At 65.9% G+C, this 15,281-nt stretch carries 16 protein-coding genes; 5 read left to right on the forward strand and 11 right to left on the reverse strand.

Annotated elements, in window-relative coordinates; genetic code table 11:
* Nucleotides 1-56: 56 nt before the first annotated feature.
* From tnpC to BMY53_RS13010, 3 genes are all read right to left on the reverse strand, one after another.
* Nucleotides 57-1,781 (reverse strand): IS66 family transposase, encoded by a 1,725-nt coding sequence (gene tnpC / locus BMY53_RS13000; protein WP_255370180.1) that lies wholly within the window; start codon nucleotides 1,779-1,781, stop codon nucleotides 57-59.
* Between the two features lie 91 nt (nucleotides 1,782-1,872).
* The gene (gene tnpB, locus BMY53_RS13005) at nucleotides 1,873-2,211 is read right to left on the reverse strand and encodes an IS66 family insertion sequence element accessory protein TnpB (RefSeq protein ID WP_092946918.1); all 339 of its coding nucleotides are present in this window, start codon (nucleotides 2,209-2,211) and stop codon (nucleotides 1,873-1,875) included.
* Nucleotides 2,208-2,612, reverse strand: a complete 405-nt coding sequence (locus BMY53_RS13010) for a transposase (RefSeq protein WP_092946919.1) — start codon at nucleotides 2,610-2,612, stop codon at nucleotides 2,208-2,210. The genes tnpB and BMY53_RS13010 overlap by 4 nt, the downstream gene beginning before the upstream one ends.
* A gap of 219 nt (nucleotides 2,613-2,831) precedes the next feature.
* Between BMY53_RS13010 and BMY53_RS13015 the strand changes: the two genes are divergently transcribed.
* Nucleotides 2,832-3,134, forward strand: coding sequence for a transposase (locus BMY53_RS13015; RefSeq protein ID WP_092946920.1), 303 nt, complete (start codon nucleotides 2,832-2,834; stop codon nucleotides 3,132-3,134).
* On the opposite strand, the gene BMY53_RS13020 is transcribed toward BMY53_RS13015, so the two are convergent.
* The 7 genes from BMY53_RS13020 to surE form a co-directional block, all read right to left on the reverse strand.
* Complete coding sequence (locus BMY53_RS13020; protein WP_092946921.1) at nucleotides 3,124-3,630, reverse strand: hypothetical protein; 507 nt, start codon at nucleotides 3,628-3,630, stop codon at nucleotides 3,124-3,126. The genes BMY53_RS13015 and BMY53_RS13020 overlap by 11 nt on opposite strands.
* Nucleotides 3,627-4,133, reverse strand: a complete 507-nt coding sequence (locus tag BMY53_RS13025) for a hypothetical protein (RefSeq protein ID WP_092946922.1) — start codon at nucleotides 4,131-4,133, stop codon at nucleotides 3,627-3,629. The genes BMY53_RS13020 and BMY53_RS13025 overlap by 4 nt, the downstream gene beginning before the upstream one ends.
* 60 nt (nucleotides 4,134-4,193) lie before the next feature.
* Complete coding sequence (gene rlmD, locus BMY53_RS13030; RefSeq protein ID WP_092946923.1) at nucleotides 4,194-5,558, reverse strand: 23S rRNA (uracil(1939)-C(5))-methyltransferase RlmD; 1,365 nt, start codon at nucleotides 5,556-5,558, stop codon at nucleotides 4,194-4,196.
* A gap of 103 nt (nucleotides 5,559-5,661) precedes the next feature.
* Nucleotides 5,662-6,525, reverse strand: a complete 864-nt coding sequence (gene rpoS, locus BMY53_RS13035; protein WP_092947145.1) for an RNA polymerase sigma factor RpoS — start codon at nucleotides 6,523-6,525, stop codon at nucleotides 5,662-5,664.
* A gap of 544 nt (nucleotides 6,526-7,069) precedes the next feature.
* Entirely contained in the window at nucleotides 7,070-7,999 is a 930-nt protein-coding gene (locus BMY53_RS13040) for a peptidoglycan DD-metalloendopeptidase family protein (RefSeq protein WP_092946924.1), read from the reverse strand.
* Between the two features lie 50 nt (nucleotides 8,000-8,049).
* A complete protein-coding gene (locus tag BMY53_RS13045) occupies nucleotides 8,050-8,904 on the reverse strand; it encodes a protein-L-isoaspartate(D-aspartate) O-methyltransferase (protein ID WP_092946925.1) in 855 nt (284 codons plus the stop codon).
* Nucleotides 8,901-9,656: a 5'/3'-nucleotidase SurE gene (surE, locus tag BMY53_RS13050; protein WP_092946926.1), complete on the reverse strand. Its 756-nt coding sequence runs from the start codon at nucleotides 9,654-9,656 to the stop codon at nucleotides 8,901-8,903. The genes BMY53_RS13045 and surE overlap by 4 nt, the downstream gene beginning before the upstream one ends.
* A gap of 209 nt (nucleotides 9,657-9,865) precedes the next feature.
* Here surE and BMY53_RS13055 point away from each other — a divergent pair, with 209 nt between their 5' ends.
* Together BMY53_RS13055 and BMY53_RS13060 are read left to right on the forward strand one after the other, a co-directional pair.
* Nucleotides 9,866-10,843 carry an NADPH:quinone oxidoreductase family protein gene (locus tag BMY53_RS13055; protein ID WP_092946927.1) on the forward strand — a complete coding sequence of 326 codons (978 nt, stop codon included), beginning with the start codon at nucleotides 9,866-9,868 and terminating at the stop codon, nucleotides 10,841-10,843.
* A 174-nt stretch (nucleotides 10,844-11,017) separates the two neighbouring features.
* Complete coding sequence (locus BMY53_RS13060) at nucleotides 11,018-11,761, forward strand: LuxR C-terminal-related transcriptional regulator (RefSeq protein WP_092946928.1); 744 nt, start codon at nucleotides 11,018-11,020, stop codon at nucleotides 11,759-11,761.
* Between the two features lie 33 nt (nucleotides 11,762-11,794).
* Here the strand turns inward: BMY53_RS13060 and BMY53_RS13065 are convergent, their stop codons facing one another.
* A complete protein-coding gene (locus BMY53_RS13065) occupies nucleotides 11,795-12,526 on the reverse strand; it encodes a response regulator (RefSeq protein WP_092946929.1) in 732 nt (243 codons plus the stop codon).
* Between the two features lie 178 nt (nucleotides 12,527-12,704).
* On the opposite strand from BMY53_RS13065, the gene BMY53_RS13070 reads away from it, so the two are divergent.
* Together BMY53_RS13070 and BMY53_RS13075 are read left to right on the forward strand one after the other, a co-directional pair.
* The gene (locus BMY53_RS13070; RefSeq protein ID WP_092946930.1) at nucleotides 12,705-13,061 is read left to right on the forward strand and encodes a response regulator; all 357 of its coding nucleotides are present in this window, start codon (nucleotides 12,705-12,707) and stop codon (nucleotides 13,059-13,061) included.
* Nucleotides 13,062-13,164: 103 nt separating this feature from the next.
* A complete protein-coding gene (locus tag BMY53_RS13075) occupies nucleotides 13,165-15,276 on the forward strand; it encodes an ATP-binding protein (RefSeq protein ID WP_092946931.1) in 2,112 nt (703 codons plus the stop codon).
* Nucleotides 15,277-15,281 lie beyond the last annotated feature (5 nt).

Below are 15,281 nucleotides of genomic sequence, written 5' to 3' on the forward strand. Positions count from 1 at the left end.
CGAGTTCGAGGCCAACTACCATCGACAACGCGCTGGTCAGGCCGCGACCGTCTGACTTAAACCAACAGGCCTCCGCGATTGCCGGGGCGGTTCAGAGGCAGTAGCTCGTCGAGGCGGCTATTCAGTTGCATCGGCAGGCGCTGCAACACGTCGCGCAGGTAGGCCCACGGGTCATGCCCGTGCATGCGCGCCGACTGCACCAAGCTCATCACGATGGCGGCACGCTGCCCCGCAAGTTCGCTGCCCACGAACTGCCATGCCTTGCGTCCCATGGCCCAGGGCTTGATCTGCCGTTCCAAGTGGTTGTTGTCGAGCGCTACGGCGCCGTCTTTCAGATGCTGCGTCAGCGCAGCCCAGTGGCCCAGCGTGTAGTCGATGGCCTTGGCCGTGGCGCCGCCATCGGCGACCAGCCGGCGCTCGAGTTGCAGCCACCGATGGAGTTCGTCCCATACCGGCGTGGCGAGCTGCTGGCGCTGTGCCCGTCGCTCGTCATCGCTGAGGTCCCTGAGCTCACTTTCGATCTGGTAGATGCGGGCGAACCTGCGGATCGCATCCACCCCGATGGGGCTCGTGCCGTCGTGCGCCAGCTCTTCGAAGTTGCGCCTTGCATGTGCCGCGCACGCCGCGCTGATGCGCCCAGGGTAAAGGCGCGGATCCACCACGGTCTCATAGCCCCCATAGCGGTCGGTGAGCAGCGTCCCGTTCCATCGTCGCTCGCCGCGCGTCTCGTCGCCGTTCAAGAACGCCACGGGGTACTGAGCCCCACGCCCTCGGCAGAACGCGTAGATCACCCCCGGCACCGTGTCGTGCCAGCTCCTTGCGTAGGCCCACACGTAGGCTTTGCGCGTCTTGCCTGCACCCGGGTCCAGCAAGGCCACCGGCGTCTCGTCGGCGTGCAGGACTCGGCAATCCAGGATGAAGCGCTTGTGCAGCTCGTACAGCGACTCCAGCGCAGCCCCCGCCTGGCCAGCCCACGCAGCCAGCGTCGATCGCGGGGTGTGCACGCCTGAGCGTGCATTGATGGTCTCTTGCCGGTAGTACGGCAGGTGGTCCACGAAGCGGCTGATCAGCGTGTGTGCCAGCAAGCCGCTAGCGGCGGCTCCACCCTCCACGATCTCTGGCACGCTTGGCGCCTGCTTGAGCACCTGGCAGTGTCGGCACGTCCACTTGCCGTAGACGTGCCGGTGCACGAAGAACTCGGCCGGCACGATGTCCAGCCGCTCGGTGATGTCTTCCCCGATGCGCGTCATGGGCCGGCCACAGTCGTGCTCCTGGCAGTTGGTGCTCTCGGGTTCATGGTGATGCTCGACGCGACGCAGGTGGTCGGGGAACGCGTTGCGCCGAGGCTTGCGTGGGGACGCCTTGGGCTTGGTACTGGCGGACTCCTCAGCAGCCTCTGCCTCGCGCCGCAGTCGCTCAAGCTGCTCGCGCAGGCTGGCCTCATCCTCGGCCAACGTCTCCTCGAACAGGCGTCGCTGGTCTGCGCTCATCGCTTCAGATTTCGCACCGTAGGTCCAGCGCTTCAGCCGGGCCAACTCGAAGTTGATCTTCTCGATCTTGGCCTCGCGCAGGGCGATCTCGCGGTCCTTGCGCTGCAGCAGCGCGTCCCGCTGAGCCAGCTCCACAGTTTGCGCGGCGAGGGCCTGGTCGCGCTGCGTGATGGCCTGGTCGCGCTCACACAGTTGCTGCGCCTGGTCTTGCACTTGCTGTTGCAACTGGGCGATGAGCGCGGCGACCTCGGGCGGGAGGCCCTGAGGATCAGAGGGTGGGAGACCACGCATGCCAAGCATGCGTGGCATCGTGCCAGAACCCGCTGATGCGGCCTATTGGCACATGCACTGTCAACGCATTGGCGAGTGAGGGAGCGCGGGCTTATGCCCGCGTGATGCAGCTCAGCTCGGCCAGCCGCTGCCACGGCAAGCCCAGGATCAGAGCGTCGAACTGTGCGGGGGTGAGCGTTAGCGACGTTGTCTCGGCGGCTGCCGACGGCCAGACGAAGCGGCCAGCGTTAAGCCGCCGTGCGGCGCACCACACGCCGAAGCCATCGTGCACCAGCAGCTTGATGCGCGTTACAGACCTGTTGGCGAACAGATAGCCGTGGTGGGCCTGCGCGGCACCGAACACCTGCACCACTCGCAACAGCAGCCGGTCGGCGCCAGCGCGCATGTCGATCGGCTCAGTGGCCAGCCACATCGCGTCGATGCGAATCATCGAAGCAGCTCACGCATCCAGGCCGCGAACTCGCCGGTAGCGCTTGCCGGCCATGTCACAGTGATCGCCGTGGCGCCGCGGTGCAACTCGATACGGATGTCGGCGCTCACCGGCGCCGACACCGGTACCGGCCACTGCAAGGGCAGGAACTTTGCAGGTGCAGGCGTCGCCGGCTTCGTCTTCTTGGGCTGGCTCGCGGTGATGCCCAGTCCATCCTCGGCGGCGACCTCGGCCTCCTTGACCCAGCGACGCACCAGGTTCGCGTTGATGCCGTTTGCCATCGCCACTGAGGCCGATGACACTCCCGGCTTACGGCAGGCAGCCACTACGTGCGCCTTGAATTCAGCGCTGTGAGTTCGCCGGCGACGCCGGCCTTGTCCAAGGGCTATAGAAGTGTCCATTTCTCCACCAAAAGCTAAGTGGAGAAGAGCATCCTTTGCCGTTCATAGAATTCAAGGTGGAGGCACTGGACGCTCACGCTTCGACGACTCGGGCCTTGAATTCTTCGCTGTGGATTCGCCGCCGGCGTCCGCTCGTCGCTTGCTCCATGGTGTCTACGTGTCCACTAAGTTCTTCGTGGACACGAGCATCCTAGGCCCGGCTCAGGCGTTCAACATGACTTGCCTGGACGCTTACTGAGCAACAACCAGGCGGAGAGCTTCTTCGCGCGGATGCGGCGCATGGTGATCGGCCAGGTTCACCGGATCACGCCGAAATACATGCTCGACTACGTGACGGAGGTTGCGTGGCGCGAGGACGTTCGGAGAACACCGACGTCGAGACAGGTTGGCATGCTGGCCAACGCAGCGTCTCGATCGACCTCGAAATGGTGGCGAGGCTATTGGCAGATGAAGAATCGCCCGGAAGAGATCCTCTTTGTTCCAACGGGGTCGCCGCAAAAGCCGGCGCCTGTCAGTCGTTGACGGCGGGAATGGACCAACAACCTTCCTCTTGATCTGCCGGATCAAGGGAATGGTGCTGCAGGACTTTCTTCTTAGCGACCAACTTGGCCAGCGTTTTTATCACCGAAATCTTCAGCTGCGAATAGTTCTTGGCGTTGACCGTAAGCCCACATCTCGCTGCCACGTCGTAAACGATCATCGTCGTCAACATGTGCTTGCCGCTCGCTTGTTTGAGGCAGGCAACGATCGTGCGCACCAGGTTGTGACCCTTGAAAGGCGATGGGGTATACCGCCGCTTGCCTTCAATGGTCGAAGCCTTCACCTGGACTTCGTGGAGCGGAATGATGCGGTCAAGAGAGGCGAGCCTGTCCATCAGTTCGCAGATGTCGCCGGGAAGGTTCTCTACGAGCTTGATGCATCTATCGAGCTTTGCGCGGGTCCGTGAGCGCTCGTTGATCAGCCATACCAAACTGCTGGGTGTCCGCTCCAAGCCGGAGTAATCGCGGTTCTTTTTCAAGGCGTCTGATCCTCTTCAGCCCATGCCCAGCTTCCGTGCTGGGTTGTCTCGGCAGGATGACACCTGCGCACGAGGCCTCGGTCGGCCATGGGGCTCAAGCACTTGCGTGCGCTGTCCATGATGTCGGCCTGCTTGACCTTGGCCAGATCAATGTTGTTTTGCCTGACGAACTGCAGCACGAGCTCGATGGTCGTGACCGGCTGGCCCTTCGCAGCTTTCAGGGACCGAACCAACGAGCGCTTGAGCTCGCCGTGGGGCGCGGTCCGCGGGCGGTTCGGTCGCCTGCCGACGATGGCGCTAGCGTCCACCTTGACCGCGTGCAGCGGTATCACTGCGTCCAACGACGCAAGTTCGTATTCAAGGGTGCGAATTTTCTCGGGCAGAGCCGCCTCTTGCGCGCGGTAGCGATCAAGCTGGCCGCGTAGCTTCGCGCGCTGTCCGATCAGCCATGCCATCGAGGATGGCGTGCGCTCCAGGCCTGTGTAATCTCGGTTCTTCGGCATGTCCCGATGGTTTCAGAACCACCGGGAGGCATCCAGTGCATCAGCTAGATAATGCCGATTTCAGCGCTCGAAAACAGCGATGGACTCCACGTGCGCCGTGTGCGGGAACATGTTCACCGCACCCGCGCCCGTACAGCGGTAACCCGCCACGTTGACCAACAGACCCGCATCGCGCGCCAATGTCGCCGGGTTGCAGGAGACGTAGACAATCCGCTTGGGCGGGGCCCAGCCCGGCGCCAGCGACGGGTCCTGGATCACGTCAGCCAATGCCTTGACCAACGCAAAGGCACCCTCGCGTGGCGGGTCCACCAGCCAGCGGTCGGATTCGCCATCCGCAGCCAGTCGTTGTGGCGTCATCTCGAACAGATTGCGCGCCACAAACGAAGCCTTGTGGCTGAGGCCGTTGCGCTGCGCGTTTTCACGCGAGCGTTGCACCAGCGCCTCGCTGCCCTCGATGCCCAGCACCTCGCGCGCCTGCGTGGCCAGCGGCAAGGTGAAGTTGCCCAGGCCACAGAACCAGTCAATGATCCGGTCCCCCGGTTGGACCCCGAGCAGACGCAACGCACGTCCCACCAGCACGGTGTTGATGTGATGGTTGACCTGGGTGAAGTCCGTCGGCTTGAACGGCATCACCACACCGAACTCGGGCAGCGTGTAGGCCAGCTCAGGCCCATCCGGGTCCAGGAGGTGAACAGTGTCCGGCCCCTTGGGCTGCAACCACCATTGCACGCCGTATTCGGCCGCAAACGCACGCAGCTTGTCCACATCCCCGGCGCTCAGCGGCTCCAGGTGACGCAACACCAGGGCGATGACCTGCACACCGCTGCTGTCGCCAATGGCCAGCTCGATCTGGGGCAGACGATCCCGCGCCTCCATGGCGCCGACGAGCTCGCGCAGCGGCATCAGCATGTTGCTGACATGGTCAGGCAGGACCTTGCAGACCTGCATGTCCGCGATATAGCGGCTCTTGCGTTCGTGGAAACCCACCAGCACGTGCCCCTTCTTGGGCACAAAACGCACCGACAGCCGGGCGCGATAGCGGTAACCCGTGGCGGGCCCTTCGATGGGGCGCATCAGTGTTTCCGGCTTGACCTTGCCCAGATGCCAGAGGTTGTCCTCCAGCACCCGCTGCTTGACGGCCACCTGGGCACCGGTATGCAGATGCTGCATCTTGCAGCCACCGCAGGCGCCGGGATGCAGGCCGAAGTGCGGGCACACCGGGCGCACACGCTGTGAGCTCTCCCTGCGCATCGCCACCAAGGCCGCTTGCTCCCAGTTGTTCTTCTTGCGGCCAACACTGACCTGAACCTCTTCACCGGGCAGCGCGCCCTCGATGAAGACGACCTTGCCCTCGCTGTTGTGGGCCACGCCCTGCGCTTCCAGGTCCAGCGATTCGACCTTCAGCCATTCCGAAACATCAGTCATAACCCGCGATTATCGCCGCGCGACGGACGCCGCTCCGATCACGGGCTCAACGCGAAGGAGCAATGCACAGCATCCCGGCTCGCGGGAGTGATGCAGAGGTTCCCTAAAAGATGGAATCGCGATTGATGCCCTGGCGCAGCATGTTGCGCTTGAGCTTGGCCTGCGCCTCGATCTGGATCTGGCGGATGCGCTCCCGCGTGAGGCCAAGACGAACCGCCAGCACATCGAGGGTTTCCGGATCACGGTCGGCCAAGCCGTAGCGGCCGGCCAGCACCTCACGCTCACGGTCGCTCAGCGAGGCCAATCCCGCCGTGAGCAGCACCTCCAGCTCATGGCTGAGCCGTTGCCCCACGGGATCCATGGCCTGCTCGTCGGCCACCAGGTCCAGCATGGACTCCCCGCCCTCGCCATTGCGGTCCACCGGCGAGTCCAGGGAGCTGGGCAGCTCGGCATAAGCCAGCAGCGCCGCCACCTCCTCCACCGGCCGCCCCAGGCTGCGCGCCACATCCTCATCACGCGCCTGCGATTCTCCGCCCTGCCCTGCCGACATCGCCTCCAGCGAGCGGCGGGTCTTCAGCACCTGGTTCAGCTCCCTGACGATATGCACCGGCAGCCGCACCAGCCGCGCCTGATGCATCAGCGCCCGCTCCACCGCCTGGCGGATCCACCAGCTGGCATAAGTGGAGAAGCGAAACCCGCGCTCAGGCTCGAACTTGCCGATGGCATGCATCAGCCCAAGGTTGCCCTCCTCGATCAGGTCGCTCATCGGCAACCCACGCCCGAGATAGTTCTTGGCGATGCTCACCACCAGGCGGAGGTTGTGCTCGATCATGGCCTGACGCGCTTCAAAGTCGCCGGCCCGCGCCTTGGTGGCGGTGTCGAACTCTTCCTGCGGGGTCAGCAGTGGCGTGCGTCGAATGTCGCGCAGGTAGGCCTGCAGCGCATTGCCCACATCACCGCCCTCCATGGGGGCGACCAGCGCATTGCCGTTGCGGACCAGCTCGACGCCATCCGCAGGCACCTCGTCCGTCGCACCCTCCGTCCCGGCATCCACGGTGCCGCCGCCATCCGGTCCATCGGGTCCATCAACACCGTCGACACCATCACGGCCCTCATTGCCGTCACCACCATCCGCCAAGCCCGACACCCCATCCGAGTCGTACTCGCCATGAGCGCCCGGTGCGGCGGATGCAGACGCATCGCCATCAAAGGCATTCAGATCGTCAGAAGGATCGAGGGTGGGGTTGGCGTCGGGGTCGGCGTCGGGCCTGTGCCGGCCCTGCGGCTGTGAACCCGGCTCATGCGGGTCTTCAGAAGGGGCAGCCCCCTTGTCGTTGATGTGCGGGACACCCACCGCCAACGCCGCAGCCATCCCGGCCGGCGGGCGAGCCGCCAGCGTGGGCGGCATCGGGAACCGACCGGCCTCCTGGCCGGCGGGTCCTTTGGGCACATCATGCCCATCTATCGAGGCGGCGCGTTGACTCATGTCGCGGCGCCTCCTTCAGCGCCTGCTAACGGTTGGGCAACAGCTTGGCAGGGTCGATCGGCTTGCCCTGCTTGCGCACCTCGAAGTGCAGCTTGACCCGGTCCGTGTCGGTATCACCCATCTCGGCGATCTTCTGCCCCTTGCGCACCACCTGGTCTTCCTTGACCAGCAGAGTCTGGTTGTGGGCGTAAGCAGTCAGATAGTTCGTACTGTGCTTGATGATGATCATGTTGCCGTATCCGCGCAAGCCCGCACCCGCGTACATCACGCGGCCATCGGCGGCGGCGAAGACCGGATCGCCCGCCTTGCCCGAAAACGCCATACCCTTGTTGCGAACTTCGTCAAACCCTGCTACGACCTGGCCCGATGCCGGCCAGCCCCAGCTGATGTCATCGTCGTCCTTGGTCACCGGCGGTGTCGCGCCCGAGGCCACCACACCGGACGGGCCACTGGAGGCCATGGCACTGGTGGCCGGGGCGGAAACGCCAGCGGCAGGCACCGTGGCCGGCGCCGGGGATGCCGCACCCTTGCCATCCAGCGGGCGGCTTTCCACACGGGCTGAAGCCAGCGGGCGCGTGGTCACAGCACTCGGATCCACACCCGGTGGCACCACACGCAACACCTGACCCACCTCGATGACATTGGGGTTGTCCATGCCGTTCCAGCGCGCCAGGTCTTTCCAGGCCTGGCCGTTGTCCAGCGCGATGCGAATCAGCGTGTCACCGGGTTTGACGCTGTAGTAGCCCGGCTTGCCAGCATTCTCGGCACCCGGCAGCGGCTTGACCGGCTCGGGGGTCGCCACCGCAGCGGGCGCGGTGTTGGTGGTGGCCACGGGCGGCCGGCTGCCCACATTGCGCTCCTCGACAGGCGCACGATGCGGCGGCACGGCACATCCGACCAGCGCCAGCAACAGCACGGAGACCCCTACGAGCGGAAGACGATGAAGATGTTGCATGCGCTTTTGTTAGTCGTTACAGAACCATGTAGCCCGGCGTATCGCCCCGGTTACATGACGCCAGATTTTAGGGGCACGAACAGCACCGCCTCATGCAAGCTGCGAACAAAGCGCGAACCCTGTGCGTCGCGCACATGGTCGATCAGCACCAGCACCTGCCCTCGGCCGCTGGGCGCTGTCATCGGCGCCACCAGCCGCCCCCCGGGCGCCAACTGGTCCAGCCAGGCCTGCGGAATGTCGTCCCCGCCCGCCGCGGAGATGATGCTGTCGTAGGGAGCCGAGGGCGCGTGGCCCAGCATGCCGTCGCCATAGACCAGCCGCACCGCGGGATAGGCAACGAGATGGTGGCGGGCCTTGTCATGCAGCGGCTTGAGCCGCTCGACGGACACGACCTGTTTGGCGACCTGCATCAGCAGCGCAGCCTGATAGCCGCAGCCCGTGCCGATCTCCAGCACCTTGCCCAGATGCCCGCGCTGCTGTGCACCGGGCGCAGCCAGCATGAGCGCCATCATGCGCCCCACCACCGACGGCTTGGAAATCGTCTGGCCATGGCCAATGGGCAGGCTGGTGTCCTCATAAGCCTGGATGGCCAACGCGGTATCCACGAATTCATGGCGCGGCACGGTGGCCAGCGCCTGCAGCACGCGCTCATCCGCCAGGCCCTCGGTGCGCAGGCGCTTCACCATGCGCTGGCGCACGCCGGCCGAGTCCAGGCCCAGCCCGCTGGGCGGCACCGCCTTGGCCTTGATGGCGGCGGCCTGCTGCCAATGGCCTTGCGGCTTCAGCGGCTCGCGCGCCTCTCTGGCCTCCCGGGCCTCCCGGGCCGCAGCGCCCCCCGCCTTGGGGCTGCCCAGTTGCTGGAGCGACAGCGGAAACCGCTTGCCGCGCGGAGGGGCCTCGCTCATGCCTGCTCGTTCAGCTTCAGGCGTTGGCGCCACGAGCCCAGGGACGCGTGTTCCGTCAGATCGACCTGCAGCGGCGTGATGGAGACCATGCCGCTGGCGGTGGCGTGGAAATCCGTGCCTTCACCAGCTTCGCGGGCATCACCGGCCGGGCCGATCCAATAGATCATCTCGCCGCGGGGGCTGCGTTGCTGGATGGTGGCCTCGCTGGCATGGCGGCGCCCCAGACGGGTCACGCGGCGTGGCAGCTGAACGGCATCCGCGCGGTTGGGGATGTTCACACTCAGCAGGAAAGGCTCGCCCAGACCGCCAGCAATCACGTCCTGCACCAGCTGTCGCGCCATCGCGGCGGCAGCATCCAGATGCCCCCAGCCCTTCTCCACCTGCGAAAACGCGATGGAGGGAATGCCGAAGAGATAACCCTCGGTGGCCGCGGCCACGGTGCCGGAATAGAGCGTGTCATCGCCCATGTTGGCGCCATTATTGATGCCGGAGAGCACCAGGTCCGGCCTGTAATCCAGCAAACCGGTCAGTGCCAGGTGCACACAATCTGACGGCGTGCCGTTCACATATCGGAAACCGTTGGCCGCCGTGTAGACCGACAACGGTCGCGACAGCGTGAGCGAATTGGACGTGCCGCTGGCGTTCTGTTCCGGGGCGATCACTTCAATCTGCCCCAACCCTTCGCAGGCACGCACCAGGGCGTGCAGACCAGGGGCGAGGTATCCGTCGTCGTTGGCGATAAGTATGCGCATGGATCACATTGTAGGCAGGCGTCACAGGACGTACCTGACGTCACTCGACAGCCCCGTTGGCCGTCACCTGAGCGACGCAGGGCTCAAAGAACGGTGCCTATCATGCGCCCGAGTCGGTCCCCACCGTGCGCGGTGCGCCATGCCCCGCCATGCCGCACCAGCCCCCTGGACCACGATCTGAAGCATCCCGAACTCCAAGGAGCAACATCATGAAGGCCTGGCTGTGCGAGAACCCCACCGGCGTCGAAGCGCTGCAATGGAAGGAACTGCCGCAACTCCAGCCCGGCCCCGGGCAGTTGCGAGTGAGCATCCGGGCTGCGAGCCTGAACTTCCCCGACCTGCTTATCATCCAGAACAAGTACCAGATGAAACCGCCCCTGCCGTTTGTGCCGGGCACCGAGTTTGCGGGCGTGGTGGAGGCCGTGGGGGACGGTGTGAAGGGCTTCAAGCCGGGCGACACCGTCGCCGCATTCACGGGCACCGGCGGTTTTGCCACCGAGGCGCTGGTCCCTGCCCCGCTGGCCTTGCCCTTGCCCGCCGGCTTTCCGTTCGAGGATGCCGCCGCCTTCATCTGCACCTATGCCACCAGCCATCACGCCCTGATCGACCGTGCAGCCCTGCAGGCGGGTGAAACCGTGTTGATCCTGGGGGCGGCCGGCGGCGTGGGGACAGCCGCCATCCAGATCGCCAAGGCCGCCGGCGCCCGGGTCATCGCAGCCGCCTCCACCGACGCCAAGTGCCTGCGTTGTCGCGAGCTGGGGGCCGACGCCACCATCAACTACACCACCGGCTCGCTGCGCGACGAACTCAAGGCCCTGACCGAAGGCCGGGGCCCGGATGTCATCTACGACCCGGTGGGGGGTGACCTGGCCGAGGCCGCCTTCCGCTCCATCGCCTGGCGCGGGCGTTACCTGGTGGTGGGCTTCGCCCAGGGCCAGATCCCCGCCCTGCCATTGAACCTGGCCCTGCTCAAGGGCGCATCGCTGGTCGGTGTGTTCTGGGGCGAGTTCGCCAAGCGGGAACCGCAGCGCAACGCGGACATGATGAAAACCCTGGGCCACTGGTACGCACAAGGCAAGATCAAGCCGGTGATCGACCAGGTCTTGCCCATGGAAGATCTGCCGCTGGCGTTTTCCCGCATGAGTGGCCGCGCCGTCGTCGGCAAACTGGTGGTGGTGAACCAATAGGCCTGCCCCCCCCCGGGAACGCCGATGGCATGGGCCCTGCAGCCGCGCTCTCGGCCGTTGGCGCACCACCCCGGGCAAGTGCCCCATAAAAAAGCGCGGGCCCACCCTCTTCACGGGGGCATCCAAGGCCCTGGCCGTGCGCTAGGATGCCAAGGCTCACGTATTCGCACACCCATGGCCGTCAAAGTTCTCATCGTTGAAGACAACCCGGTAGCCCGCAGCTTCCTGTGCCGGGTCGTGCGCGAGAGTTTCAGCGACGGCATGGAGATCACCGAGGCAGGTGACCTCGAAGGCGCCCGCCAGCAACTGGCGCGGGCCGAGGCCGAGCCCGGCGCCACCGGTTTCAAGCTCATTCTCATTGACCTGGAACTGCCGGACGGCAACGGGATGGAGTTCCTGGGCGAGTTGGCCAACAAGCCGGCGGTCAAGATCGTCACCACCCTGTATTCGGACGACGACCACCTGTTCCCGGCCCTTCAACGCGGCGCGGATGGCTACCTGCTCAAGGAAGATCGTTTTGAAGTGCTGGTGGAAGAGCTGCAACGCATCGTGCGCGGCCAGCCCCCGCTGTCGCCCGCCATCGCGCGCCGCCTGCTCTCGCATTTCCGCCCGGGCTCCAGTGGCGATTCCGGCCCCATGGGCCTGAATTCCGGCTTCGGCAACCTCACCTCCACCGCCGCGGCCCCCAGCGGACGTGGTGTCACGCTGGAACCCCTGCCCGAATGGGAGCGCCTCACCCCGCGTGAGAACGAGGTGCTCACCTACCTGAGCAAGGGCTTCACCATCAAGGAAATCGCCAACCTGATGGGCATCAAGTGGTTCACGGTGAACGACCACATCAAGAGCATCTACAAGAAGCTCAATGTCTCCAGCCGCGCGGAAGCGGCGGTGCTGGCCAGCAAGCAAGGGCTGGTCTGAGCAAGGGCCGGTCTGAGCTTGCAGGCCGGCACGCTACTCCAGCGACTCCACCCTCGCATTGAAGATATAGCCCGCCCCGCGTTCCGTGCAGATGTACAGCGGCATCGCCGGATCCTGTTCGATCTTGCGGCGTAAACGCAATATCTGCACATCGATGGACCGGTCATACACCTCCGCGCCGTGCAGGCGGGAGAGGTCCAGCAATTGGTCCCTGGAGAGCACCCGCTGTGGTGCCGCACAGAAGGCCTGCAGCAAGTTGAATTCCCCGTTGGAGAGCTCCACCCGCTGCCCTTGCGGTGAGGTCAGGCGCCGGCTGCGCAGGTTGAGTTCCCAGCCTTCAAAACGGTAGCCCCGGCGACGGTCGTCCCGCGTGGGCATCATCTCGCGCATCAGTTGGTAGCGTCGCAGCACGGCCCGGATGCGTGCCAGCAGTTCCCGGGAGCTGAAGGGCTTGTTGATGTAGTCATCCGCCGCCAGCTCCAGGCCCATGACGCGGTCCGCCTCGTCCTGACGGCCGGTCACGATGATCACCGGCACCTGGCTGGTCTCGCGCAGGGCACGCGCCAACTGCATGCCGTCTTCCCGTCCCAGCCGCAGATCCAGCAGCACCAGGTCCACCAGTTCGGCCTGGAGGACCCGTTGCATGGCCTCGCCGCTGTCCACCGCCGTCACACGCAGGGCATGTTCGGTCAGGTAGTCGGTCAGCAACTCCCGGATGGCAGGGTCGTCGTCAACGGCAAGGATGTGGGGGGCGGTGGCATTCATGGCAGCGAGGCGGACGCTATCACGCAGGGCCCTGCAGAAAAAGCGCGCCTGATTACGGATGTAACGCAGGAAATATTCAGGTAATGAAGGCGGAACACCAGGGGGTCCCAATAGGCATACACGCCCTCCACCTCTCCCATTTGGGTGAGACGGGAACGCAGCACCACGACAGCCGACGATGTTCACCGTAGTAGTTCTTGACGACAATGCCCCGATCCGCGAACTGATGGCCGAATGGCTCACGGCCGACGGCCATCGCGTGGTGAACGCCCGCCCGCTGACCGCCGCCGAGGCATTGGACGTCCATCTGGTCCTGCTCGACCTGCCCATGCTGCGCGACGGCGTCTCCACCCTGGTTGCCCGGGTACGCGCCCGTTACCCGAGGGCGGCCGTGATGGGGCTCTCGGCCCACAGCACGGTCAGCCTGGCATCCGGCTCCCCCAAGGCCCGTGAATTGGGATTGGATGGGCTGCTCGCCAAGCCTTGCGTGCGCGCTGAACTGCTGGCGGCGGTGGACGCCCTGCCCCGGCATTGAGCCGCATGAACCCAGGTGTCGGGCACCGGCCATGGAGCGCCCGCGCCTGGGCCGCCAGACGCGGCGCTGAATCTGCATGACTTGATGACGGGAAGGACCGCACTTGGCCAGCTTGAGCGTGAACCGCAGTCTTCGCCGCTGGATCACCGGCGTGGGGAGCGGCCTGATGCTGGCTTTTGTCAGCTCCTCCGCCTATGACGCCTGGCGCCTGCACCAGCAGGTGTCGATGTCCACCGAGCGGGAATTGAGCAACCTGGCGCGCGCCCTGTCCGAGGAGGCGGAACGCAGCCTGCAGGCGGTGGACCTGCTGCTGACCGATACCGCGCTCTGGTACCGCGACAACGCCGAACGCCTCAACCCGGCCGATATCGAGACCGCCCTGCGCATGCGGGCGGCGGCCACCCCGCAGGTCAGCGTGCTCACGCTCACCGACGGGGCCGGCCTGCAACGCTACCGCTCCCGCCCCACGGGCGAGCCGCTGGCGAATGTGGCGGACCGGCCCTACTTCCAGGCGCAACTGAACTCCCGCGTGGCCGGCATGTTCATCAATCCGCCGGTGGTCACCCGCTCGGAGCGGCGTGCCGCCCTGGTGGTGTCCCGGCGGCTGGAGCGCCGCAATGGCGACTTCGCGGGCGTGGTGACCGCCATCGTCACGCTGGACGAACTGCGCGAGGTCTACGACGCCATCGACCTGGGTGCCGGCAGTGCCCTGATCCTCACCTTCGATGACGGACGCCTGGTGGTGCGCCAGCCGCCAGACCCGCGCGTGGCGGTGGGGGGCGAGGACCGGGAGACGCCCCGCGTGTTCGCCGAACTCGCCGCCGGCCAGGCCAGTGCGCCGCGCCGGTCCGTCAGCCCGGTGGACGGGCGTGAGAAATACATCGTGTCGCTGCCGGTCTCGGACCGCCCCCTGATGATGTCGGTCACTCGTGATGCCTATGAGGCCCTCGCCCCCTGGCGCGCCGAGATGGTGGGCCTGGTGGGCCGCACGCTGGCGCTGCTGCTGGTGGGCCTGGTGACCATCTGGCTGATGCTGCGGCAGCTGCTGCGGCTGGAACGCGGCGAGCAGGCCCTGCGCCAGGCGCAGCACATGGAGTCCCTGGGCACCCTCGCCGGCGGCATCGCGCACGACTTCAACAACATCCTGGGCGCCATCCTTGGCCATGGCGAAATGGCACAGCGGCGCGCAGGCGATGACCCCGATCTCCAGCGGCATCTGGACCGCATCATGCAGGCGGGTGCGCGCGCCAAGCTACTGGTGCGGCGCATCCTGGATTTCAGCCGCAGCGGCGTGCGAGACCGCCAACTGCTGAACCTGAGCCAGGCGGTGGAGGAGGCGCTCCAGTTGGTAGTGCCCACGCTGCCGGAGCGCATCACGCTGCAGACGCGGCTGGAGAGTGGCGAGGCCGCCATCATCGGTGATGTGCTGCAGATCCAGCAGTTGGTGAGCAACCTCTGCAGCAATGCCGTGGGGGCGATGGCGGAGCCGGGCCGGGTGACCGTGCAGGTGAGTGTGCAGAGCCAGACGCATGAACCGGCACGGCTCAGCCATGGCGAGCTGCCCGTGGGCCGGTACGCACTGATTCAGGTCGGCGACGAGGGCTCGGGCATGCCGCCCGAGGTCTTTCAGCGGATGTTCGACCCGTTTTTCAGCACCAAGGCAGTGGGAGAAGGCACGGGACTGGGCTTGTCAGTGGTTCACAGCATCGTGACCGACATGGGCGGCGCGGTAGACGTGCAGACCACCCTCGGCCGAGGCAGCATCTTCACCCTGTGGTTCCCGGTGGCCGGAGCGCTCGCGCCGGCCTTGGCCGAGACGCATGCCACGCCCCTTCCCGCCGGTCAGGGCCAGACCATCCTGGTCGTGGACGACGAGGCCTCCCTGGTGGAGTTTGCCGAGGAGATGCTGGCAGACCTGGGTTATGAGCCGGTGGGGTTCACCAGCAGCCCTGCGGCACTGGAAGCCTTCCTGCACGCACCGCAACGGTTTGACGCGGTTCTGACCGACGAGACCATGCCCGACATCCAGGGCGTGGCGCTCGCCACCCAGATCCTGGCACGGCGGCCCGATCTTCCCGTGCTGGTGATGAGCGGCTTCGGTGGTGAAGAGCTGGAAGCGGCCGTACTGGCCGCTGGCGCCAGAGGCCTGATCCGCAAGCCACTGAGCGCGGGGGAGCTGGCGCAGGCGGTGGCCCAGGTGCTCGAGCCTCGTTGAGCAGC

This window comes from Roseateles sp. YR242 (assembly GCF_900109745.1).
GTDB lineage: Bacteria > Pseudomonadota > Gammaproteobacteria > Burkholderiales > Burkholderiaceae_C > Roseateles.

Bases quoted from the DNA above. Each gene is read 5' to 3' on its own strand.
- tnpC (WP_255370180.1), bottom strand. From the start codon at position 1,781: ATGCGTGGTCTCCCACCCTCTGATCCTCAGGGCCTCCCGCCCGAGGTC.
- tnpB (WP_092946918.1), bottom strand. From the start codon at position 2,211: ATGATTCGCATCGACGCGATGTGGCTGGCCACTGAGCCGATCGACATG.
- BMY53_RS13010 (WP_092946919.1), bottom strand. From the start codon at position 2,612: ATGGACACTTCTATAGCCCTTGGACAAGGCCGGCGTCGCCGGCGAACT.
- BMY53_RS13025 (WP_092946922.1), bottom strand. From the start codon at position 4,133: ATGCCGAAGAACCGAGATTACACAGGCCTGGAGCGCACGCCATCCTCG.
- rlmD (WP_092946923.1), bottom strand. From the start codon at position 5,558: ATGACTGATGTTTCGGAATGGCTGAAGGTCGAATCGCTGGACCTGGAA.
- rpoS (WP_092947145.1), bottom strand. From the start codon at position 6,525: ATGGAGGGCGGTGATGTGGGCAATGCGCTGCAGGCCTACCTGCGCGAC.
- BMY53_RS13040 (WP_092946924.1), bottom strand. From the start codon at position 7,999: ATGCAACATCTTCATCGTCTTCCGCTCGTAGGGGTCTCCGTGCTGTTG.
- BMY53_RS13045 (WP_092946925.1), bottom strand. From the start codon at position 8,904: ATGAGCGAGGCCCCTCCGCGCGGCAAGCGGTTTCCGCTGTCGCTCCAG.
- surE (WP_092946926.1), bottom strand. From the start codon at position 9,656: ATGCGCATACTTATCGCCAACGACGACGGATACCTCGCCCCTGGTCTG.
- BMY53_RS13055 (WP_092946927.1), top strand. From the start codon at position 9,866: ATGAAGGCCTGGCTGTGCGAGAACCCCACCGGCGTCGAAGCGCTGCAA.
- BMY53_RS13060 (WP_092946928.1), top strand. From the start codon at position 11,018: ATGGCCGTCAAAGTTCTCATCGTTGAAGACAACCCGGTAGCCCGCAGC.
- BMY53_RS13065 (WP_092946929.1), bottom strand. From the start codon at position 12,526: ATGAATGCCACCGCCCCCCACATCCTTGCCGTTGACGACGACCCTGCC.
- BMY53_RS13070 (WP_092946930.1), top strand. From the start codon at position 12,705: ATGTTCACCGTAGTAGTTCTTGACGACAATGCCCCGATCCGCGAACTG.